Origin of the sequence: Pedobacter foliorum, from assembly GCF_013266735.1 — a bacterium.
Taxonomy (GTDB): domain Bacteria; phylum Bacteroidota; class Bacteroidia; order Sphingobacteriales; family Sphingobacteriaceae; genus Pedobacter; species Pedobacter foliorum.
This window is the reverse complement of the sequence record NZ_JABSNU010000002.1, coordinates 295,378-319,116: the sequence shown is the minus strand read 5'-3', so window position 1 is coordinate 319,116 and position 23,739 is coordinate 295,378. Positions and strand designations below refer to the sequence as shown.

The window sequence follows — 23,739 nt, the reverse complement described above, 5'->3', positions numbered from 1 at the left end:
AAATTCAAATATTAGTATCGGGTATAGTAATTCTTTCTCTTGCTCAGTTTTAGATCCTGAAGTACTGACGCTTTTACTTTGATATCTACAGAATAGAACTGATAGGCTCCAAAAGGAATCCAGCTAAAACTCATATCCCAGCAGTGCAAATCTCTGTAAATTGATAAAGAGGTTTGAGAGAAGGTACTCGCTTTAAAATCCCAGCCCGAGTTAAATTGAACCTTCCATTTCGTGGTGATGTTTGCATCACCATTAAAGTTCAATGTATTTGTTATCGTTGAGTTTTGTCCCACCCTATCTGTATTGTAATTAAAAGTATAGCTAAAAGCAAAATTCCATGGAATTTTAAAATCTACAAATGCATTAGGATCACGGCTTACTTTGGCTAATTCCTCAGCTTGCTCTGGTGTCATCCCGGTTTTCGCTACCTTATCCTTTAAATTTTTATCATTCTCATTCTTCTTTTTTAATGCTTCAGGATTTAGACTGTAGTTAAAGGAGAATCCAAAATTGGTAAGTCGGGGCAATTTACCTACATTCCAAACGTAGTCATCCATCAGTACTCTTATTAACTTTCCTGAAGCATCAACGGAATCCTTGGTTCTATATGGATCTAAAGTACCATAATAATTAACCCCTAATTTATCAGTAAACTGCGATCTTCCACTAAATCCTAGTGTCGACAACTTAAAGCTTGGCGCAAGGAAATTATATGAACCGCTAATACTTAAACCCTGAATAATCGGAATCTTTTTATCGCCTTTACCTGTAGTATCTTTTGGAGTTAAAACTTTAGCCTCTACGGTATTATCTAGACTAAAAGAAATTGAAGCATTACGTCCAGCACCCGGAAATCCATAAGGGGATCCTTCAAAGATTGAATATTTTTGTTGCTTTCCATCAAAACCGATCTTTGGACTTCCGTCAGTATAGAAGGCATTCTTATAATATCCTTTAGCTATATCAGAAAAATCAGGTCTGTAGCTAAAACTTACCTGAGGCGTCATTACATGCCTCAAAGCTTTAAAATTACCAAATTTGCTAAACTGAGCAGTACTGTAAATCTTTGTAGAAACACCCATATTCAAGCTATACTCTCCATTACGCTTAAAACCGGGTACCGTATCTATAATTTCCTGATCACTGCTATTCAGCACTTTCAAATAAGACTTTCTTATCGTTTGAAATTGCCATCTCTCCGTGTAAGACACCCCTGTATTGAAATTAAAATAATCCAATATATTAAATGCCATATTTACTGGAATCTGGTGACTAACCCCATTCTTAAATTTATTAAGAGACTCTCTTTTGAATAACTGATCTTCAGTCGTAGATATATTATTGCTGGCCTGCATATTATAACCTACTGTGATCTTCTGATACCATTTTTGCTCACCCAATCTATCTTTAGAATCAAACGGATTAAAAGTAGGTACACTTAAACTTATGTCTGGCAACTGTAAACTCACGGTCTTGTTTTGTGTTTCTTGTGAACCTGAAGCGGCAACACCAAGAGTTATCCCATTACCAAAGATCTTTCCATATGAGATTGATGATCTTAAAGTGTTTTTAGTAAACTGGTTGTAATCATAGCTACTACCTCCTGCAGTATTTTGATTAAATGAACTAGTACCTGCATCTACTGAGGCAGAAAACGTAGTACCAGGCCTAGCATTTGCATTCTGTGTATGCGTCCACTGTAAGTTAAAATCTTTTCTAGGGTTGTACTCCGGAGTTCCCTCCAAGCCATACCTTGAGTTTGAATACCTAAAGTTTATATTTCCGTTATACTTATATCTTTTAGTATAGTTAGACAACAAAGTTCCCTCATATGAGCCTCGGGTATAAATTGTAGCAAGCATTTTTGCATCCCAATAATCATTTAGTCCCAGATAGTAGCCTCCCTCTCTAAGAAAGAAACCCCGAGTAGCATCTTCTCCCGGACTTGGTAAAATAACTCCCGACGACTTCTTATTAGGCTTGGGGAAAAATGCAAATGGCAAACCAATAGGCAATGGAATGTCCTCTATCTTTAAATATACAGGCCCTGTAATAATTTGCTTTTCTGTTACAATACCTTTTGTAATATAAATCCCAAAGTGTGGATGGGGCAAATTACAGGTACTATAAGTTTGGCCTTTGCTATGAATTTCATCATCAGGTTGCTTCTTTGCTTTACCTCCAGTAAAGAAACCACCCTCCTGCTCAGTAAACACTCCCCATATACGTCCAACACTGGTTTCTGTATTATAGAATATTGAATCTGCAAGCGATGTAGATTGTCCGGTCATTTTAAAAATTGGCCTCCCTACATACTTCCCCTTAGCATCCGTTCTTCCACTTGCATAAATCAGTTTCGTTTTTGAATTATAGGTAATATAGTCTGCATCCAATTCGATGCCCTGATATTTAACTCTGGCATTTCCATACAGATAAACCATTTCGTTTTCCTTATCAAAATAACTGGAATCCCGAGCAGAGTATTCAATTTTCTCACTAACTACCGTATCTTTTGGCGCGCTTTGTGCGTTACCTTTTTTAGTTGTATCTACTTGTTTAGTTATTTGCTGCCATGAAAAACTGTTCGACGCAAGTGCCCGATTATCAACAGATGTTAATAAAACAAGGAAGTTTAAAAAAATGATGTACCGTAAAAGTTTCAAATTCGTGTGTGAATGTTATTTTTGCATTAATGTTTAATCCAAAACGTTCAAAATTAATGAAAAATATACCATTGCTCAGACCAAATGCAATTTTGATTGTATTTATTTCTGTAGTTATTATTACTCTATCTAATTATCAAGCATTTACGCAAGAATATAAAATAAAAACTATCGTTATTGATGCCGGGCACGGCGGAAAAGATGGAAGTACAAGGGGCGCCTACTCTACAGAAAAAGATGTTGCTTTAAAAACTGCTTTACACCTTGGAGCAGCAATTGAAGCCAATATGAAGGATGTAAAAGTAATTTATACACGAACTGAAGACGTTTTTATTCCTCTTTATGAACGTATTGCTATTGCAAACAATGCAAAAGCAGATCTTTTCATTTCTATTCACTGTAATGATATGCCTGTATACAGATCAACTGTAGTAACCGGCTATAGAAAAAACAGCAGAGGAAAAAGAGTTCCAATAACAAGTACAGTTAGTAGAAAAAGTACATCTACAAGAGGTGTTGAAACCTTTGTTTCAGGTATGGGCCGCGTAAATGAGCAAGACGAAGCAATTAAGAGAGAGAATGCCTCTATATTTTTAGAGGAGAACTATAAGGAAAACTACGAAGGTTTCGACCCAAATAATCCTGAAAATTTCATCATCCTTTCTTTAATGAAAAATACTTTCAGAACCCAAAGCTTAAAATTAGCCAAGTTAGTACAAGACCAATATATTAACGTGGGTCGTATTGACCGTGGCGTTCAGGAGAAAAGTCTTGCAGTTCTGGCGCGTGCAGGTATGCCTGCAATATTAACCGAAATTGGTTTTATCAGCAATCCAGAAGAAGAGGATTACATGAATTCTGAAGCCGGTCAAAAAGAAATTACCGATTGCTTGTTAAAAGCCATTGAAAACTATAAAAAGAGCATAGAAGGATAAATAAGTTAAATCAATAACTATTATTAGATGAGTGTAAAGAAAAATGCAACCCTGTTATTACTATTATGTTTATTTAGCGCTCAACTAGTATTTGCCCAAACTTACAAAGTTAAAACCATTGTTATTGATGCTGGCCATGGAGGGAGTAAACCCGGTGCAAGAGGAAGTTTTTCATTAGAGAAAAATGTGGCCTTAAAAGTGGCCTTAAAACTAGGCAGAAAACTTGAAGATGAATTACCCGGAGTAAAAATCCTTTACACCAGAAAAACAGATGTAGATGTAGATTTCTACAAAAGAGCTGCCCTGGCAAATGATAATAAAGCAGATCTTTTTATTTCCATTCACTGCAATTCAATGCCCGACAAAAGAATTGTTACTGGCTACTCAAAAACCAGAAAAGGCAAAAAGATTCCACAATACTCCTACGTAAAAAATAAAACCACAAGCGGTACCGAAACATTTGTGGCAGGATCTCACCGATTAAATGAGCAAGATGCTGCGATTAGAGAGAATGAAGATATTAAGCTTGAAAAGAATTACAAGCAAAATTACAACGGCTATGATCCTAATGATCCCGAAACATTTATTATACTATCTTTGTTCAAAAATATATTTAGGGATAAAAGTCTGAAACTAGCTAAATTGATTCAGGACAATTATACCCACGATGACAACAGAGTAAACAGAGGAGTTAAGGAACAAGGTGTTTTAATTCTTCAAAGATGTGGGATGCCAGCGGTACTAACAGAAATTGGATTTATTTCTAACCCTACCGAAGAAGAATATATGAATTCAGCGCATGGTCAGGAGGAGATTGTTAATTCAATCTATAAGGCAATTAAAACTTACAAAAAGGAAACCGAAACAAATTAAGTAAATACATACCAAGAACATACACTGAATGAAAATAGCAAACGAAACCAAAGTAGGCATATTAGCTGCCTTTTCTATTGCCCTGTTAATCATAGGCTATAACTTTTTAAAAGGAAATGCCATTTTTTCAAGTGAAACTGTTTTATATGCAAAATATTCACGTGTTGATGGGCTTGCGGTATCCAAACCCGTTTTAATTAATGGTTACCAGATTGGACGTGTAGATAAACTACAATTGCTACCTGACGGATCTATCTTAGCTACCCTTAAAATTAAAGGTAAATACGAAATCCCAAGAAATAGTGTAGCTAAGCTTGAAAGCACAGACCTTTTAGGCAGCAAAGCTATTGTTATGGCTTTAGGTTCAGGAAGTGACTTTGCACAAGATGGTGACACACTAAATGCAAATGTGCAAAAAGGTATTCTTGAGACAGTACAACCGGTTCAGAAAAAAGCTGAGTTAATTATAGGTAAAATGGACTCTATCCTTACAAGTGTAAACTCAATCTTAAATCCGAACTTCCAGAAGAATGTTGACAAAAGCTTTAACAGTATAGCCTCTACCCTTTCTTCATTAGAGTCAACCTCTAAAAAAGTTGATAATTTGGTAGGTTCAGAAGGCTCACGCATTTCTGCAATTCTAGCAAACGTAGAAGCAATTTCGGGTAACCTTAAGCAAAACAATGCTAAAATATCAGCCATTTTGAACAACATCAATTCAATAACAGATCAGGTAGCTGCAGCTAATTTCAAACAAACTATAGACAACGCAAACAAAGCTGTTGTAGATCTTCAAAGCATTGTAGGTAAAATCAATAGTGGCGAAGGAACACTAGGCCTGTTAGTTAACGATACAAAAATGTATGACAACTTAAACAATGCATCAAAAAGTCTGGACAACCTAATGATAGATTTAAAAGAGAATCCTAAACGTTACGTTCACTTCTCCATATTTGGTGGTGGGAAAAAGGATAAATAGCCATAACATAGATTAACAAAAAAGACCGCTTCATTAATGAAGCGGTCTTTTTTGTTAATGAAGTTTTTTGTTAATGGTTCCCGTCATCCTGAATTTATTTCAGGACCTCGCAGAAGCAAGGTTTCTTTTCTCTTGTGAGGTCCTGAAATAAATTCAGGATGACGATCGTATAATATATTATCTTTTATATGGTATAAGTATTCCCCTCTATTGCCAGCTCTGTATTCTCAAAAACAGATTTCGCTTCATCTAAAAGAGGCTGTAAAGTCTTGTACCTCGACGAAAAGTGTCCGATAAGCAATTTAGCCGCCCTAGTTATATTAGCTATCTCACCGGCCTGTAAAGCTGTAGTATGATGCGTTACATTTGCTCTATCTAACATCTCGTGTAAAAACGTAGCCTCATGGTATAGCAAATCGCAATCTGAAATACAGCTAAAGTACCTTTCATCAAATAGCGTATCAGAACAATACCCATATTTTCTCGGGGTATCAGAATCCATAGTATAATCCTTATTCAGGATAACCCTCCCATCAGGTAAATCAAGATCTACCCCTCTTTTCAGCAAAGGATAATACTCAATATCTATTTGATCCTCTTCCAGTTTTTCAACAATAAGCTTACGCAATCTTTTCTTTTGAGTAAACTTAAAACCAGTGCAAGGAATTCTATGATTTAACACAAAAGATTCCACAACAAGATCTGCATTTTCAAAAATCTGAGCAGATTCATTGGCCTGAGTTACAACAAACTCAATTGGATACCTGATTATAGTCTCTGAATATTTAAATTGAAGTGCAAGAATTTCCTGCAACGGTTCAGGGCCAAATATTTTAATAGGCTTAACACGACCGTTTAAATGAAGACTCGATAACAAACCTATCAAACCAAAATAATGGTCGCCATGTAAATGGCTTATAAACACATAATCTATCTTACTTGCTTTAAAGCCATACTTGATCAATTGCTGCTGAGTACCCTCACCACAATCAATCAAGTAAAACTTCTCATTACAGTTTAATAGCTGTGAAGTAGGATTTCTATTATATACGGGTGTTGCAGAGCTGCTCCCTAAAATAGTAACCTCAAATTTCATTAATCTTTATCTACACTCCCTAGCAACTCTTTTTCTATTTCTTCCATAAAGATCAGATCGGTTGCTTCATCAAGTTTTGATACAATAGTTAGAGATTGGTCTAAATTGGACATTTCCAATATTTTAGCTACAACCTCATTTATTCCTGTTACAATGAACAGGCCATTAGATTTTTTGCAAAGTCTATCTCCAACAAGTAAACTGCTCAAATCCTGAGAGTCATCACATTGCTTTATAGACGATAGATCTAATACGATATTACGATATCCTTCTGTATTCAATAAGATGAATTCAGATTTCAATTTCGGGGTATTGTCATTTGTAAACTTAGATTCATTAAGCTTCAAAACAACATACTTTTCATGCTTATCAACTGAAAATTTCATGATATTGATTTATTTAGTTTGATACGAATGTAGTTAAAATTCTATTATTTATTTAATATTTGGAGTCGATTGTACACCTACGCAGACAAGAGCTGATTTAAAGAATCGGCTACGTTTTTCTCAATTCTGTTCACAACGTCAGCAGCTTCATTCTTAACAAACTTATCTCCTGTTATTTGCTCATAAAGCTCAATGTAACGATCAGAAATAGAGCTCACAATTTCAGGGGTCATTACAGGAACTGTTTGTCCGTCTTTACCTTGAAAACCGTTTTCTATTAACCATTTTCTTACAAACTCTTTCGACAATTGTTTCTGTGGCTCATTTTTATCCTGTCTTTCGGCATAACCTTCAGCATAAAAATAACGCGAAGAATCAGGCGTATGAATCTCATCAATCAAATAAATATCTGAACCAACTTTACCAAATTCATATTTAGTATCTACAAGGATAAGACCTCGCTCAGCAGCCATTTGTGTACCTCGCTCATACAATGCATAAGTGTAGTTTTCCAAATGAGCATAATCTTCTACAGAAACAATCCCTTTAGCCAGGATGTCCTCTTTTGATATATCCTCATCATGACCAACAGATGCCTTAGTTGTAGGCGTTATAATTGGTTTAGGTAACTTATCATTTTCTTTTAAGCCTTCAGGCAATGACACACCGCAAACGCTGCGTTTTCCTGCACTATACTCTCTCCAGGCATGTCCAGCTAAATAGCCTCTAACTACCATCTCCACTTTAAACGGTTCGCAAATACGACCTATTGTAACCATTTCATCAGGCACCTCAATAACCCAATTTGGAACAATATCCTTAGTTGCACCTAAAAATTTAGCTGCTATCTGGTTCAATACTTGTCCTTTAAAGGGTATTGCCTCAGGTAAAACCACATCAAATGCAGATATCCTGTCAGTTACTACCATTGCCATAAACTGGTTATTAATGGTATAAACATCCCTCACTTTTCCTTTGTAAAAATTTGTCTGCTTAGGGAAGCTAAAATTTGTTTCTTTAATCGCTGTCATTTTATTTTTAGTAGTTAGTACTTAGTATTAGATCAAGGTCTCTAATTGCCAAGCACACGTTTCTAATTGCAAATATCTAAATATTAATTCCCAAGTACCAATACCAATGTCTAAATACTAAGTAGTAATATCTAAATACTAGTTTTACTGAATATCACCGTAAGCCTTCAATATTCTTTTAACAAGTTTATGCCTTACAACGTCCTCTCCTGTTAAGTAAATAATATCAATGCCCGGTATATCATCAAGAATACGCAGTGCGTTATGTAAACCCGACATCTGTTTCTTCGGTAAATCTATCTGTGTTACGTCACCCGTTACAATGAATTTAGCTGATGGCCCCATACGGGTCAAAAACATTTTCAATTGTAAATCAGTAGAGTTCTGTGCCTCATCTAAAATTACAAAACAGTTATCCAGTGTCCTTCCACGCATAAATGCCAATGGAGCAATCTCGATAGTCCTGTTTTCAATATATAACTTGAGTTTTTCAGCAGGAATCATATCATCCAATGCATCATATAATGGACGCAAATAAGGATCAACCTTTTCCTTCAAATCTCCGGGTAAAAATCCAAGATTTTCTCCCGCCTCAACAGCAGGCCTGGTTAATATGATACGCTTAATCTCTTTATTTTTTAATGCTCTTACAGCAAGTGCAACGGCAGTATAAGTTTTTCCGGTTCCGGCGGGGCCGATAGCAAATAACACATCATTCTTATTGATGCTCTCCACCATCCTCCGCTGATTCGCGGTTCTTGCTTTTACCATTAAACCATTGGTACCAAACACAATGACTTCTCCACCTCCCCCATTGCTTGTTTTTTCAGCAGCAGGTTCGTCGGCCGACTGTACTTTTTTTGAAACCAGAATAGATTCAACATCATTTGCCGTTAAAGTACTATACTTCTCTAACTGGCTAATCAGCTGACCATACTTTTTCTCAAAAACTTTCAGTTCCTGTTCGTCACCAAGTACCTTTACTTCATTACCTCTTGCCACAATTTTTAATTTCGGGAAAGCACTCTTAACTAGCTCGTAATGCTCGTTGTTAGCACCCCAAAATTGTACCGGATCTACCGATTCTAATGTTAGTTTTAGTTCGTTCAAAATATTGTTTTTTAGATTGGAGTGTATATTTTGATTTAAAAGTTGAATATTTGTACGCGTTTTACCACCTACGCAAGATTAAGAATAAATATTCAATTTTTAATGGCCATTATTACTTTAACAACAGATTTAGGTTCTAAAGATTTCTATCAGGCTGCCCTTAAGGGTAGTATCCTGAGTATCCTGCCTACAGCTACAATTGTTGATGTAACTCACGAAGTGCCATCCTTTAATATTTCGCACGCGGCATTCGTTCTAAAGAACGTTTACCCTTACTTTCCAAAGGGAACTGTGCACCTTATTGGTATCGATTCTGTATTCAGCGAAAACACAAAATATATAGCACTTAAACACAAAGATCATTTCTTTGTTGGGGCCGACAATGGTATCTTCTCCTTACTTTTTAATGAAAAGCCTGAAGAAATTGTAGAGCTTAATATCATGCAGGATTTAAAATATCTTCACTTCCCATTGGTTGATATTTTTGTTAAAGCAGCAACTCAACTCGCCAAAGGCGCTAAACTTAGAGACATTGGTGTAGCCACTGATAGTATCGAAGAAAGGATGCTATTAAATCCTGTAATCGAACGAGATATCATCAGAGGTAGCGTAATCTATATCGATACTTTCTGCAACGTAATCACCAACATCACGAAAGATCTTTTCACTAAAATCCAGCGTAATCGCGATTTCACATTGTACTTCAGAAAAAGTGAAACCATTACTCAATTAAGCTGGCATTATAATGAGGTTCCTGAAGGAGAAAAGCTTTGCCTTTTTGGCATTAGCAACCACCTGGAAATTGCCATAAATAAAGGAAAAGCTAGTGGTTTGTTAGGTTTACACCTCAACGATATCATCAGGATCGAGTTCCATCCTTAAAAAATCTATTATATTTACAATACAAAGCTAAGGCATGGAGTTTGCTTGTTCCTTAAAAAACATTTAATCATGATTAAAAACGTATTGCTTATTATTTTTCTTTTTAGCACTTCTTTACAAGCCGCAACTTTTCAAACAGATACAACTGCTTATCAAACACAAAGATTAAAAGTAAATGCACTACTAAATGAGAGAAGTGCCAAATTTGGCCAGTACGATCAAAGTTTAGATACCAGAACTGGAATCTTTGGATTTCAAACCAAAGACGATATAAAAAATTCAAATGAAATATTACGCCAGATTGTTTTAAATGACAACAACATCTTTAAGGAGCTCAAAATACTAATGAACTACAAAGATGAAGAGGTCAAACGTATTAGAAATGAAGCGAATAGCAGCACAAGCAGAATTGAGAACTACAAAGCTTCTATAAAGAAACTGCAGGATCAAAATGAGCAATTAAAGAAAGATTTTGACGCTGCAAATAAAGAAAAACAAATTACAAACTACATAGTTATGTTCCTTACACTTACTCTATTTGTAGCTTGTTATTTATTCTATAAAAAACTTAAAAAAGCATAATGCAAAAAGCAGTCTTTAAAATTCTTTTAAAAATCAACAAGGCTGTTTTGCCAAGTCTTTATAAAAAAGACCCGCTTAAACTAACTACATTCCAAAAAGCAATATTAGGTTACAGGTACTGGGTTTTAACGCAATCTCTTAATTGAAATAATTGGTTAAGAGCCCTACCAAAAATTTAGGCTCAACCCAAGTTGATTTCGGAGGCATCACCCCATTGGCATCTGCCACGGCAATAACTTGATCTATAGAAACCGGGAATAAGGTAAAAGCTAAAGCATAAAGACCATTATCAACCTTCATCTGAAGTTCAGAAACTGATGTAGATCCCCCCTCAAATGTAATACGGGCATCAGTTCTTGGATCATTTATATTTAAAATCGGAGCAAGAATAAAATCCTGAAGAATACGCACATCCAGTGTTTTAACAGGATCATTCTTATCATAAATTGCTGTTTTTGGTTCAAGAACATACCATTTCCCATTAAAATACATTCCTATTTTATGCAATTGATCAGGCTTAACAGCATCATGTGATTCATGTACTAAAAACGACTGTTTTAATAGTTCAATCAATAGCTCAGGATTCAAATCGCCGAAGTCCCTAATCAGCCTGTTAAATTCCAATATTTTAACCTCACGGGTATTCATATAAACCGTAGTGAAGTAATTATAGGCCTCCATTCCGGTATGCCTACCATCATCTAAAGCCTGTTTATGCAATCCCATCTTTGCCATTGAGGCGGCTCTATGGTGCCCATCAGCAATATAAACACTTGGAATATTACCAAATGCAGTAACCAATTCTTTTAGATCCTGATCATCACAAACCGCCCATACCTGATGTGTAGTACCATCAGCAAATGTAAAATCAAGATCAGGTTTAATCTGAGTGTACCTTTCAGTAATCGAATCGATAATCTGATCAGGATGATAGGTAATTAACACCGGGTTAGCATCTAGCCCGGTTTGCTGTAGATAGTCTGCCAGAAGCTTCTCTCTGCGTTCTACAGTAGATTCATGCTTCTTTATCCTCCCCTCCAAATAATCTTTAATATGAGTAAGCGTCCAGATGCCAGTTTGCACCAGTCCGTTATGTTTCACTCTATAAATATAAATGGCAGGTTTGTCCTGTTTAACAAGAAATTGATGATCAATAAACCCCTCAAGGTTCTCACTGATTTTTTTATAAACCAACTCTTCTCTTGTACCCCTTAAATATGGATTATCTAGTTCCGGGTTGATCAGATGAAGAAAAGTACACTTACTTTCAGAAGCAATTAATCTTGCTTCCCCCATGCTATAATTTTCAAGCGGCCTCGTTACAACCTGAGATTGTAAGTTTACTGCAGGTTTAAGCGCGCAGAAAGGCTTTATAAGGGGCATACTTTTTATGAATATGGTCAAAGCTATACAAAAATATAGCTTTGACCAATAGTCTTATTTATTAAAATGCTCGATAATTAACGAAGCAAGTTCAGTTCCTATACGCTCCTGAGCTTCATTAGTAGCAGCTCCAATATGAGGAGTTAAAGAGATTTTAGCATGTTGTAAAATAGCAGCACGTGGAGTAGGTTCGTCATCGAACACGTCTAAACCAGCAAAAGATACTTTACCACTGTCTAAAGCAGCAATTAATGCTTCTTCATCAATAGTACCACCTCTTGAGCAGTTTACAACACCAACACCTTGTTTCATTTTAGCAAACTCATCTGCACCTAAAATAGGTTTATCAGCAAATGGAGTATGTAAGCTAATGAAATCACTGTTTGCAATTACCTCATCCAATGACACTGTTTTGAATGGAATCTCAACAGAAACACCACCTTGGAAAGTCAATGGTAAAGTACCTTCAGCAGGATAAAGATCGTAAGCCAATACATTCATACCTAACCTAAGGGCAACCTTAGCAGTTTCACGACCAATACGACCGAAACCAATGATACCCATAGTTTTACCTTGAAGTTCAACACCACCAGCATATGCTTTTTTCAAAGCATTGAATTTAGTAGCTCCTTCAACAGGCATTTTTCTGTTTGAATCCTGTAAAAAACGGATACCGGTAAACAAATGTGCAAATACCAATTCAGCAACAGATAACGAAGAAGCTGCAGGTGTATTTACCACTGCAACACCCTTACTGCGGGCATATTCAACGTCAATATTATCCATACCTACGCCGCCTCTGCCAATCAACTTAATGTTAGGCACCTGATCAATCAGTTCTTTACGTAATTTGGTAGCACTTCTAACTGTAATACCATCATAGTTTTTTAAAGCTTCAACCAATTGATCCTGAGGAACAGTTTCGGTATCAACAACAAAACCTGCTTTTTCTAATAACGCTTTACCGATAGGATCAATCCCATCGTTTGCAAGTATCTTAATCATTAATTTATATTTTATTTGGTGTTTTTTTCAGCAAAAATCTGCATTAATTCAACTAGTGTATGAACACTCGTAATTGGAAGTGCGTTGTAAATAGAGGCTCTAAAACCACCAACACTTCTATGTCCTTTAATACCTTCAATTCCGTTCTCTTCAGCAAATTTCAAGAATGGTTTTTCAAGCTCAGGATTTTCCATTACAAAACAAACATTCATTCTAGAACGATCTTCAACCGCACAAGTTCCTTTAAACAATGGGTTTCTATCGATCTCAGTATACAAAGCCTGAGCTTTTGCTTTATTCTCTTTTTCAATCTCAGCAACACCACCTTTAGATTTTAACCATCTTAAGTTAAGCATAGCTACATATATAGAAAATACCGGAGGAGTATTGTACATAGAACCACCATCGATATGAACTTTATAATCAAGCATTGAAGGGATTTTTCTACCCGATTTACCTAAGATCTCATCTTTAACGATTACAACTGTTAAACCAGCCGGACCGATATTTTTTTGAGCTCCTGCATAGATCAAATCATATTGAGAAACATCAATTACTCTACTCATGATATCCGAAGACATATCACAAACTACAGGAATATTGGTTTCCGGTAAGCTGAACATTTCAGTTCCGTAAATAGTGTTGTTAGAAGTGCAGTGGAAATAAGCACTGTCTTCAGGAATACTATAATCTTTAGGAATAAAGGTAAAGTTTGATTCTTTTGAAGAAGCAACAATGTTTGCTTTACCAAACGTAGATACCTCTTTAATAGCTTTATTTGCCCAAACGCCTGTTTCCAGATAGCTGGCAGTTTTTCCTTCAGGCAATAAGTTCATTGGAACCATTGCAAACTGCAAACTTGCACCGCCTTGTAAAAATAAAACAGAATATCCGGAAGGTACGTTTAATAATTCCTTAACTAATTTTTCTGCTTCTGCTACCACACCTTCAAATTCAGATGTGCGATGAGAGATTTCTAAAATGGATAAACCATCTTTAAAATCTAGAACTGCTTGTGCTGCTTGCTTAAATACTTCCTGAGGTAAAATACAGGGGCCTGCGCCGAAATTGTGTCTCATTTTTATAGTGATTTTTAATGCTTGTAAATGTAACAGTTTTATATTATTTATTATTTCGAATTCTTGAACTTTATGATCAATTTCAAATTTAGTTGCCTGCCAGTTAAATAATTAGGGATAGCATATTGTACGTTATCTATGTCTTTAAGCCATAAATATGAAACCGTATTATCAATATTTAACAAATTAAATACCTCTAAATGAGCGGAAAACGAACTAAAATATTTATCCAGCAGCCTCGGTTTTTTCACTCCTGCATCGTCTAAAAAATCTTTAGAAAATCCAATATCCACACGTTTATAAGCCGGGATATTAAAATCCTCCGAATAACGCTTTACAAGAGGCGCTCCTATTGGCAATTTAGAGCCATACAACATATTCAAATGCACTTTATAGGTAGGACTGCTCAGCAATCTGTCCTGAAAGTACACCGAAAAGTTAATCCTTTGGTCTGTTGGCCTTCTTAAATAACCACGCTCATCATTTTTAATATTCTGATTGGCCTTCATCAAAGAAACCCTAAAATAGGATAACAAATCTTTCACAAACTCCCCTCCTACGCTAAAATCTGCGCCATAAATGTATCCCTTAGCTACTTCATCAGCCAGGTACTTAACCCGTACATTATCCATCATGTAAGGAATCAGCCTATCCTGGTATTTAAAATAAAGCTCAGAGGTAAATTTTAAACGTGTACCCAACCCATCAAATGCGTAATCCAGACCCGCCGAAGTATTGTACGACCGCTGTGCCAGCTGATTTAAATTAAGAACTCCATTAAAATCTCTGATACTCCTGTAGTCAGGAGCCTGCTGATAAACGCCCGCAGTAAACCTTATAATTTTATTATTGCTTGATGGCCTGTAAGCCAGCAACAACCTCGGACTAAGCAAAAACTGTCTACTTAAAGTATTATAATTACCCCTAACCCCAAGTTGAAGAGTAGAATTAGCAGACAAAGTATAACTATCTTGAATATAAGCAGTGTAATACTGAATAGCCAGATTGTTTTTAACATTAACCAGATTATCCTGGTAAAAATTACTGAGCCCTACTTGTTGTATGTATCCGGCAGAATCTATTAGGCTATACTCATTTAAATTATCTGTATAATTTTTACGTTCAAACCTTAGTCCCAGTGAAAACGTATGATTCTCGTAATCCTGATCCACCTTTATCTCTGAGCTCAGATTTTCAGATTCCAGATTATTGCGTGCATAATTTATATACTTACCTATCCCTCTGTTAATTCTAACCGAACCAAAATTTCCATTGGCAAAGCTATTGCTCAATTCGTCAAATACATATCTACCTTCAATATCTATCCGCTCCCTTTCAATTGTACTGAAATAACTGTTTATCCATTTAATTACCAAATCTGATTTCGGATAAAATGCTAAAGTTATAGCTCCACCGGCAGTCTGATAATCGTCTATTTCCTTACCGCTATAATCCGTTTGCAACCGCATCACCGTACTTAATGTTCCAAACTGAGTTTCTCTGCTTTCGGGTATTAGTTTAAAAATCCCGCTGTTAAAACTCCCAAGAAAATCAACGCTCATTTTAGAGGAAATATTCTGATGATAAATGAGTTGAGCATCAGTAAAATTAGGAGCATAGCTTCCTTTATTATCCTGTCTGTTTAATATGCTTGTATTGTTTTTATACCTCAATCCGGCAAGTAAGTAACTGCTTTTATTTAGAATTTTAGTACTAAAACCTGCTCCTAGCATTCCGAGATTTAATGTCGCTTCACTGCTATCCGGCCTGTCGTATTTAACATCCAGTACTGATGATAATTTATCGCCGTAGCGAGATTCAAAACCTCCTGCTGAAAACTTTGCTGAACTTAATAAATCGCTATTAATGAAACTCAGCCCCTCTTGCTGGGCATTTCTAATCAATACAGGTCTACTGATTTCAACATCGTTTACATACACCAGGTTTTCATCAAAATTACCTCCCCTGACGCTATATTGAGAGCTCAGTTCGTTGTTAGTAGATACACCGGGCAAAGTTTTAAGCACTACCTCAAAATTGCCTGAGGCAGAAGGTATAGAAGCAATGTCGGCAATATTAATAGTTGTACTGTTTCTAAGCTGATTTTCTCTTGTGGTAATGGTTACCTGTTCAAGCTCGTTTATATTTCGCGTTAAAGAAACGTTTTGAATGATCCTTCCGGCTTTATCTATTTTAAACTCAACCAAAACAGACTTATAACCCAAAAGGCTATATTTCAACGTAAAGGAAGTGGCATTTGAATAAATATTGTAGTTACCTTTCTCATCAGAAGCTGTCGACTGATTTTGTCCAACCACACTAACGGTTACCATAGGCAATGGATTTTTCAGATCATCCGTAATTAGACCCGTCACTTTTACTATGGGTTGCGCACTTACATACGTAAAACCAAATAATAAAATAGATAGCAACAGGCAGAGTCTATGCATTTATGTTGTAAAACTGTAGGCTTATGATGATTTCAATTGTGCATTAAGTTGTTTTAATTCTGAGATCATAGCTGTTGGAGAGGCTGCACCAAAAATGGCATTTCCTGCAACAAAAACACCAGCACCTGCTTCTATTAAATCAGCCAGATTTTGTATTCCTACCCCGCCATCAACCTCAATTAACAAATTAGGGTTAATAGCCAGTGCCATTGCTCTTAATTCTCTAAGCTTGTTTAGCGTATTAGGTATAAATTTCTGACCGCCAAACCCAGGGTTTACCGACATCACAAGAACCATATCCAGATCTACCAATATATCTTTCAGTAACGATACCGGAGTATGAGGATTAATTGCAACACCGGCCTTACATCCAGCTGCATGAATTGCCTGAACTGTTCTGTGTAGATGTGTACAAACTTCGTAATGCACAGTTATTACCGATGCTCCCGCTTCAGCAAAACGCTCAATATATTGATCGGGGTTAACAATCATTAAGTGAACATCTAATGGCTTTGTAGCGTATTTTTTTATTGCTTCCATTACCGGAAAACCGAATGATATGTTCGGCACAAATACGCCATCCATTACATCCACATGAAACCAGTCTGCCTCACTCGCATTTATCATTTCAATATCGCGTTTAAGGTTAGCAAAATCAGCTGAAAGTACAGAGGGAGCAATAAGATGTTTCATAGGGAATGTGTTTTAAAATTATAGCTGGTTTACATTTGTAAATATAAATAAATAACCCATTTTAAACCAAAAAACCCCGCAAATTGCGGGGTTTTTTGGTTTCTGTTTTTATGCGTTTCGTCATGTTGTAACCTCCATGCCGTCATCCTGAATTTATTTCAGGATCTCGCACATGACATGTTTACCTTTCTATTTCGAGATGCTGAAATAAATTCAGTATGACGATCGCTTTAAGCAAACAGTATAACTATTTCAGCTTAATTACTAAGCTGGTTTATTTTCAGCCGGAGCAGCTTCTGCTTTTGGTGGACGAGGCAATAAAGCTTTTCTAGAAAGTTTCATTTTACCTTGTTTATCAACATCCAAAAGTTTCACTTCAACTTTATCACCTTCTTTAAACACACCGTCCATAGTTTCTAAACGAGTCCAGTCGATTTCAGAAATGTGAAGTAAACCATCTTTACCTGGCATAATCTCTACAAATGCACCAAATGGCATAATAGATTTTACTTTACCACTGTAAGTTGCACCTATTTCTGGTTTAGCAGCAATTGCATTGATACGAGTAACAGCAGCATCAATTGCAGCTTTGTTATCAGCAAAGATTTCAACGATACCTTTGTTTCCAACCTCTTCGATAGAGATAGAAGCGCCAGTTTCACGTTGCATTTCTTGAATAATTTTACCGCCTGGGCCAATTACAGCACCAATAAATTCTTTATCAATAGTTAAAGAAACGATACGTGGAGCATGGTCTTTGTAATCCTCACGAGGTGTAGAAATTGTTTTCTTCATCTCATTTAAGATGTGCAAACGAGCTTCTTTAGCTTGATTTAAAGCGTTTGTTAACACCTCCCATTTCAAACCATTGATTTTTAAGTCCATTTGACAAGCAACAATACCTTTTTCAGTACCAGTTACTTTAAAGTCCATATCACCTAAGTGATCTTCATCACCTAAAATATCAGAAAGGATTGCATATTTACCAGTTTTCTCATCAGTAATTAAACCCATTGCGATACCCGATACCGGAGCTTTAATTTTAATACCAGCATCCATAAGCGCTAATGTACCAGCACAAACAGTTGCCATTGATGATGAACCATTAGATTCTAAGATATCAGAAACGATACGGATGGTGTAAGGATTTTCCTCTAATCCTGGTAATACTTTCTTTAATGAACGCATTGCCAAGTTACCATGACCAATTTCACGACGACCTGCACCTCTGTTAGGACGAACCTCACCAGTTGAGAAACCAGGGAAATTGTAGTGCAATAAGAATTTGTTGTATCCATTGATGAAAGCACCATCAATCATTTGCTCATCATCTTTAGAACCTAAAGTAACAGTAGTTAATGATTGAGTTTCACCACGTGTAAATACTGCAGAACCGTGAGCAGCAGGCAAATAACCTACTTCACTCCAGATAGGGCGTACAGTACGTACATCACGACCATCTAAACGAATTCCTTCGTCTAAAACAAGGTTACGGATAGCATCATATTGTACATCGTGGAAATATTTTTTAGCAAGGAAGTTAGTTACATCATCAATGTCTTCACCTAATGTAGCAACAAAGTCCTTTAAAATAGTAGCAAATGCATCACCACGCTCACCTTTGCTTGTGTTGCTTTTAGCTACAGCATAAACTTTATCATAAGTAGCAGCAAAAACTTGCGCTCTTAACTCAAGGTTGCTGTCTTCATGAGAATATTCACGTTTTACAGTTTTACCTACAAGTTCAGCAAGTTCTTTTTGAGCTTGAACCTGAATAACGATTGCTTTATGAGCAAATTCAATTGCCTCAACCATTTCAGCTTCAGAAATCTCATCACACTCACCTTCAACCATTACGATATCTCTTTCAGTACCTGCAACAAGGAATTCCATTGTAGCACGCTCTAAATCACTTACGTAAGGGTTAATTACTAATTGACCATCAATTTTAGCAACACGTACTTCAGAAATTGGCCCGTTAAAAGGAATATCTGAAACCGCGATAGCAGCCGAAGCAGCTAAACCAGCTAAACAATCTGGCATTATATTTTTATCAGAAGAGATCAATGAGATCATTACCTGAGTATCAGAGTGATAATCTTCAGGGAACATCGGGCGTAAAGCGCGATCTACTAAACGTGAAATTAAAACTTCATAATCAGATAATCTTGCCTCGCGACGAAGAAAACCCCCAGGGATACGGCCTGCGGCAGCATATTTCTCCTGATAATCAACAGATAAAGGTAAAAAATCAACACCTGCTTTAGCACCTACTGTAGAAACTACAGTTGCCAATAACATCGTATCGCCCATTCTTACTACTACCGAACCATCAGCTTGTTTAGCTAATTTTCCTGTTTCAATTTCGATTGTTCTTCCATCGCCCAAGTCGAACGATTTTTTTATTACATTCATTTAATAATTGTTGTGGTGCATTTTCCTCTTTCGATACACCTTGTTTATATATTGTTGTTTTTTTATTTTCCAAACTTAAGATAAAACTCAAACAATTTCATCATTAAATTAAAAAAGCCATTCTCTAAAGAATGGCTTTTCCTGATACAATTACGCTTATTTGTTGTCTTTCGACCCCAAAGGTTTGATGATATCTCTTAGACCTAAAGCCTTAATGATAGCACGGTAGCGACCAATATCTTTTTTAAATAGATATGCCAAAATACCACGACGTTTACCTACTAATTTTTGTAGTGATAACTGAGTAGAGAAATCTTTACGATTTTTCTTTAAGTGCTCAGTTAAGTGAGCAATGCGGTATGTAAATAACGCTACTTGACCTTCTGCAGAACCTGTGTTAGTTTCTACTTCACCATGCTGTTTAAAGATTTCAGCTTTCTTTTCTTTACTTAAATACATTCTTGAATGATACTAAAGTTTAAATGATTAATTAATTGCGTGCAAAGATAGTGTAAGTTTTAAAGATTAACAAGTAGGGGTAAAAATTTGATCTGACCATAAATTGCCCATTCCTAAATCCTATTTTTGTTGCAGTAACAACTTATTTTATGGAAAAAACCCAATACAGTATTTTCGAAAGTGAACTAAAGGTACGTCCTGATGATATAGACATGTTTAATCATGTACATAACAGCAAATATTTTGATTACGTACTTGCTGCGCGTTATGATCAGATGGCCGAATTTTATAAAATGCCCATGGAATCGTTTTTAAACAGTGGTTTCGGATGGGTAGTTCGTACTGCACTGGTAGATTTTAAACGCCCGCTTATTCTTGGCGATGTGATTGCTATTCGTACCGGAATTTTAACTATCAATGAAAAAGGCTGCCGTGTGCAGTTTGAAATTGAGAACAAAAGAACCGGAAAAATTGCTTCTGATGGTTGGTTCGATTATGTAATGATTGACACCACCACCGGAAAAGGTTGCAAGGTAAACGAAGAAATGATAAAAGCATACAGTATTTAACTGCTTAATACTAACTCCATAGTCCCTCCCATTCATTCCACATTCGATAAACCTTGCGTCCACAGTCAGTCCACCTTTTTCCTAGAAAAACGTGGACTGACTGTGGACTCACTGTGGACTGACTCCAGTCCGATTCAAGACAAGAACAAGACTTCTCTCCCAGAAAGTTTTAATTAAAATTTTAAAAAAGCTAGAATTATATTTGTAAATAATATATATTTGTTTTTTAACTCAACCGCATTACGATGAAAGTATTTGCAGTCCGTTTGAGGTTCTAAAAAACCAAGGACTCCACCTTTTCACGAAAATAAAGATACAGCATTTCTTGCTGAACACGGTTTATTTACTACTTTTTTCCCTACCCAATGTTAGAACAAAATACAGCTTCAATAGGCAAGCTATCTCAAATTTTTACACTTATTAAACAAGCCCTCAAAGGCGAAGAACTCGATTTTACGCAAGGAAGTATCCGTAAAGCAGTTATTTTACTAGCCATCCCGATGATGTTGGAAATGGCTATGGAATCTGTTTTTGCACTGGTAGATCTTTACTTTGTAGGCCATTTGCACAACAGCAGTCACGCTATACAAACTGTAGGGCTAACAGAATCTGTACTTACTGTTATCTATTCACTTGCCATAGGCATGAGCATGGCCGCAACAGCCGTTGTCGCCAGAAGAATCGGCGAAAAAGATCCGGCAGCTGCCGCAAAAGCAGGTATGCAGGCCATCATAATTGCTGTATTTTTTAATGTGATTATCAGCGTTATCGGACTTATTTACGCTACAGACATTTTATTGCTAATGGGTGCATCGGCAGAAACAGCCGCACAAGGCACAACATTTATGCGCATTATGATGGGTGGCAGCATTATCATTGTATTGCTTTTTCTTATAAACGGAATTTTTAGGGGTGCGGGTAATGCAGCTATAGCCATGAAAAGTTTGTGGATTGCCAATATTGCCAACATCATTCTATGTCCGGTTTTAATTAATGGTTTTGGACCAATACCGGCGTTTGGATTAACAGGTGCCGCAATGGCAACAACCATCGGACGAGGCATTGGTGTTTGTTATCAGGTTTATCACCTTGCAAGCGGAAAAAGTCTTTTAAAAGTACAGTTGCATTATTTTAAACCTCATTGGGAACAGATAAAAGCATTATTAAAAATTGCTACACCGGGCATTTTCCAATTTGTTATTGCATCGTGCAGCTGGATATTTTTAGCGCAACTTGTGGCTACTACTGGTGGTGATCATGGATCGGCAGGTTACCAAACGGCTTTAAGGCTAATGATGTTCTTTATGCTTCCGGCCTGGGGAATGAGTAATGCTGCAGCTACATTGGTTGGTCAGAATCTTGGCGCAAAACGCATTGATCGTGCTGAACAATCGGTAATGAAAACCGCTAAGTACATAGTAATTTACATGGTTTTGGTTATGGGATTAACCTTTGGAGTTGGCAGGTATTTTATATCGTTTTTTACTAACGACGTTTTGATACAGGATGTTGCCAAAAATGCCCTTCAAATTATGAGCCTTGGGTACATATTTTATGGAATCGGTATGGTACTGATTAGTACGTTTAACGGCGCCGGAGATACATGGACACCTACTTGGGTTAACCTTTTCGGATTTTGGTTATTCCAGATTCCTTTGGGCTACTTTTTAGCCAAAGATATGGGATTGGGGCCTGTAGGTGTATTTATCGCCATTCCTGTTGCCGAAACGGGTATAGCGGTAGCGGGTTATATCCTGTTTAAAATTGGCCGTTGGAAGACTATAAAGGTATAGCGCATTTGGTCGCATATTTCGACACGGGTCATCACCTTTCGTTACAGGTCGTCACCTTTTGCTAATTATTAACATCGTCATTCTGAATTTATTTCAGAACCCCTCACTTGTCATTCTTGACTTACTGGTGCGAGGTTCTGAAATAAATTCAGAATGACGACCTATGTCGAAAGGTGATAGCCTCTAACGAAATGTGACAACCTGTGTCAAAATCTATAACGAAATCAACACCTAATTCACTTTAGCTGTTTCAACTCCAGGAACATACCCTAAACCAGGTGTAAGCCAATGAAGCAAAAACACTCTGGAATAACGATAGTTTAGCGGAGCAAAAAGAAATACTCCAACCATAATAATTGCTACAAAGATCCACAGATTCTCGTAAGTGAGCTCAAGCCCTAATATATATGTGGCAACGGCGATGGTAATCATTTCTGCAACGTTCATTGCGTAGCTAATAAACATTGCTACATAGAAAAAGCCTGGTTCCCTTTCGAAGCGAAGGTTACAAACTGGACAATACTCATTAGTTGTTTGTCCTTTAAAAGCATAAAGCTTACCCGAAAATATTTGGCCTTTTCTGCATCTTGGACATTTACACTCAACAACTGCCTGTATTTTTGATATTGGTTTCATAACTTTAATATTATGATACAAAAATACGATACATTAAACATTTAATTTATGATCCAGATCATACTTAAATCTTAATGATTTTACCTCTTATCAGCTTCAATTCCTTCTGATCTGACAGCTTTTTAATGATGCGAATTACTGTTTCAACCCTTAATCCACTCATATCTGCAAGCTGCTGCCTTGTTATTTTTAACTCCTGCCCATGCTCTACATCTTTAAAAAGGTAAGCCACTAATGTTCTGATTCTGTGTTCTGCATGCTCATTTGCCAACTCCTCAAGCATCATAGATTTGTAGAACAAACGATGACTTAGTGTTTGAATAAGCTTCATACTAAAATCCGGATGATCCTTTAGCATTTTAAGAAAATCATCGCCCTTTACCGCTATAATTTCTGAATCCTGAGTAGCTATTGTATATGCCAAATACGGCTTATTAAGTAATAATGCCGGTTCGCCAAAATATTCATTCGTTTTAAAGATGCCCTGAATAAATTCTTTGCCATCATCATTTACCGTAACCATCCTCACTTTACCGCTTTTTATAAAATAAACAGCTCGTGGTTGAGCTCCCGGTTCGTAAATTACATCTCCTTTTTCATAAGATGTTGGCTTAAAATTACTGTCTAATAAATACTTAATCGTCATGATTTGCAGCAAAACTTGATTTACTAAGATAAGCATACCCTTAAAAAAATACCTACTAATGGGTATTTTTTTCA

21 protein-coding genes are annotated in these 23,739 nt (G+C 36.5%); 7 read left to right on the top strand and 14 right to left on the bottom strand.

The annotated features are described in order from the left end of the window. Positions 1–11: 11 nt before the first annotated feature. Entirely contained in the window at positions 12–2,663 is a 2,652-nt protein-coding gene (locus tag HQN83_RS05170; RefSeq protein ID WP_173089270.1) for a putative LPS assembly protein LptD, read from the bottom strand. 56 nt (positions 2,664–2,719) lie between these two features. On the opposite strand from HQN83_RS05170, the gene HQN83_RS05165 reads away from it, so the two are divergent. Genes HQN83_RS05165 through HQN83_RS05155 form a run of 3 tightly spaced genes read left to right on the top strand, consistent with a single transcriptional unit; the run spans position 2,720 to position 5,450 of the window. Continuing rightward, complete coding sequence (locus HQN83_RS05165) at positions 2,720–3,598, top strand: N-acetylmuramoyl-L-alanine amidase family protein (protein ID WP_394353495.1); 879 nt, start codon at positions 2,720–2,722, stop codon at positions 3,596–3,598. Between the two features lie 27 nt (positions 3,599–3,625). Beyond that, positions 3,626–4,471 carry an N-acetylmuramoyl-L-alanine amidase family protein gene (locus HQN83_RS05160; RefSeq protein ID WP_173089268.1) on the top strand — a complete coding sequence of 282 codons (846 nt, stop codon included), beginning with the start codon at positions 3,626–3,628 and terminating at the stop codon, positions 4,469–4,471. 28 nt (positions 4,472–4,499) lie between these two features. Beyond that, entirely contained in the window at positions 4,500–5,450 is a 951-nt protein-coding gene (locus tag HQN83_RS05155; RefSeq protein ID WP_173089267.1) for an MlaD family protein, read from the top strand. 184 nt (positions 5,451–5,634) lie between these two features. Here the strand turns inward: HQN83_RS05155 and HQN83_RS05150 are convergent, their stop codons facing one another. The 4 genes from HQN83_RS05150 to HQN83_RS05135 form a co-directional block, all read right to left on the bottom strand. Beyond that, complete coding sequence (locus tag HQN83_RS05150; protein WP_173089266.1) at positions 5,635–6,546, bottom strand: ribonuclease Z; 912 nt, start codon at positions 6,544–6,546, stop codon at positions 5,635–5,637. Further along, complete coding sequence (locus HQN83_RS05145; RefSeq protein ID WP_108203933.1) at positions 6,546–6,932, bottom strand: STAS domain-containing protein; 387 nt, start codon at positions 6,930–6,932, stop codon at positions 6,546–6,548. The genes HQN83_RS05150 and HQN83_RS05145 overlap by 1 nt, the downstream gene beginning before the upstream one ends. 77 nt (positions 6,933–7,009) lie before the next feature. Further along, the gene (locus tag HQN83_RS05140; protein WP_173089265.1) at positions 7,010–7,963 is read right to left on the bottom strand and encodes a phosphoribosylaminoimidazolesuccinocarboxamide synthase; all 954 of its coding nucleotides are present in this window, start codon (positions 7,961–7,963) and stop codon (positions 7,010–7,012) included. A gap of 144 nt (positions 7,964–8,107) precedes the next feature. Next, positions 8,108–9,073, bottom strand: a complete 966-nt coding sequence (locus tag HQN83_RS05135; RefSeq protein ID WP_173089264.1) for a PhoH family protein — start codon at positions 9,071–9,073, stop codon at positions 8,108–8,110. Positions 9,074–9,175: 102 nt separating this feature from the next. Between HQN83_RS05135 and HQN83_RS05130 the strand changes: the two genes are divergently transcribed. Together HQN83_RS05130 and HQN83_RS05125 are read left to right on the top strand one after the other, a co-directional pair. Further along, positions 9,176–9,955 (top strand): SAM hydrolase/SAM-dependent halogenase family protein, encoded by a 780-nt coding sequence (locus HQN83_RS05130; protein ID WP_173089263.1) that lies wholly within the window; start codon positions 9,176–9,178, stop codon positions 9,953–9,955. A gap of 69 nt (positions 9,956–10,024) precedes the next feature. After that, on the top strand, positions 10,025–10,537 hold the full coding sequence (locus HQN83_RS05125; RefSeq protein ID WP_173089262.1) for a hypothetical protein: 513 nt from the start codon (positions 10,025–10,027) through the stop codon (positions 10,535–10,537). Positions 10,538–10,675: 138 nt separating this feature from the next. Here the strand turns inward: HQN83_RS05125 and HQN83_RS05120 are convergent, their stop codons facing one another. The 7 genes from HQN83_RS05120 to rpsO form a co-directional block, all read right to left on the bottom strand. Further along, on the bottom strand, positions 10,676–11,920 hold the full coding sequence (locus HQN83_RS05120) for a DUF1015 domain-containing protein (protein ID WP_173089261.1): 1,245 nt from the start codon (positions 11,918–11,920) through the stop codon (positions 10,676–10,678). Positions 11,921–11,974: 54 nt separating this feature from the next. Further along, entirely contained in the window at positions 11,975–12,925 is a 951-nt protein-coding gene (locus tag HQN83_RS05115) for a D-2-hydroxyacid dehydrogenase (protein WP_173089260.1), read from the bottom strand. Positions 12,926–12,936: 11 nt separating this feature from the next. Next, on the bottom strand, positions 12,937–14,004 hold the full coding sequence (gene serC / locus HQN83_RS05110) for a 3-phosphoserine/phosphohydroxythreonine transaminase (protein WP_173089259.1): 1,068 nt from the start codon (positions 14,002–14,004) through the stop codon (positions 12,937–12,939). 50 nt (positions 14,005–14,054) lie between these two features. Next, positions 14,055–16,454, bottom strand: a complete 2,400-nt coding sequence (locus HQN83_RS05105) for a TonB-dependent receptor (RefSeq protein ID WP_173089258.1) — start codon at positions 16,452–16,454, stop codon at positions 14,055–14,057. Between the two features lie 21 nt (positions 16,455–16,475). Continuing rightward, positions 16,476–17,147, bottom strand: a complete 672-nt coding sequence (rpe, locus tag HQN83_RS05100) for a ribulose-phosphate 3-epimerase (RefSeq protein ID WP_173089257.1) — start codon at positions 17,145–17,147, stop codon at positions 16,476–16,478. A gap of 264 nt (positions 17,148–17,411) precedes the next feature. Beyond that, positions 17,412–19,562, bottom strand: coding sequence for a polyribonucleotide nucleotidyltransferase (gene pnp / locus HQN83_RS05095; protein ID WP_173089256.1), 2,151 nt, complete (start codon positions 19,560–19,562; stop codon positions 17,412–17,414). A gap of 156 nt (positions 19,563–19,718) precedes the next feature. Beyond that, positions 19,719–20,021, bottom strand: a complete 303-nt coding sequence (gene rpsO, locus HQN83_RS05090) for a 30S ribosomal protein S15 (protein WP_173089255.1) — start codon at positions 20,019–20,021, stop codon at positions 19,719–19,721. Positions 20,022–20,170: 149 nt separating this feature from the next. On the opposite strand from rpsO, the gene HQN83_RS05085 reads away from it, so the two are divergent. Together HQN83_RS05085 and HQN83_RS05080 are read left to right on the top strand one after the other, a co-directional pair. Beyond that, a complete protein-coding gene (locus tag HQN83_RS05085) occupies positions 20,171–20,590 on the top strand; it encodes an acyl-CoA thioesterase (protein WP_173089254.1) in 420 nt (139 codons plus the stop codon). 365 nt (positions 20,591–20,955) lie between these two features. After that, on the top strand, positions 20,956–22,383 hold the full coding sequence (locus HQN83_RS05080; RefSeq protein ID WP_173089253.1) for an MATE family efflux transporter: 1,428 nt from the start codon (positions 20,956–20,958) through the stop codon (positions 22,381–22,383). A gap of 231 nt (positions 22,384–22,614) precedes the next feature. Here HQN83_RS05080 and HQN83_RS05075 read toward each other — a convergent pair whose 3' ends face one another. Further along, positions 22,615–23,019: a DUF983 domain-containing protein gene (locus HQN83_RS05075; RefSeq protein WP_173089252.1), complete on the bottom strand. Its 405-nt coding sequence runs from the start codon at positions 23,017–23,019 to the stop codon at positions 22,615–22,617. Between the two features lie 64 nt (positions 23,020–23,083). Beyond that, positions 23,084–23,665 (bottom strand): Crp/Fnr family transcriptional regulator, encoded by a 582-nt coding sequence (locus HQN83_RS05070; protein WP_173089251.1) that lies wholly within the window; start codon positions 23,663–23,665, stop codon positions 23,084–23,086. Positions 23,666–23,739: the final 74 nt, after the last annotated feature.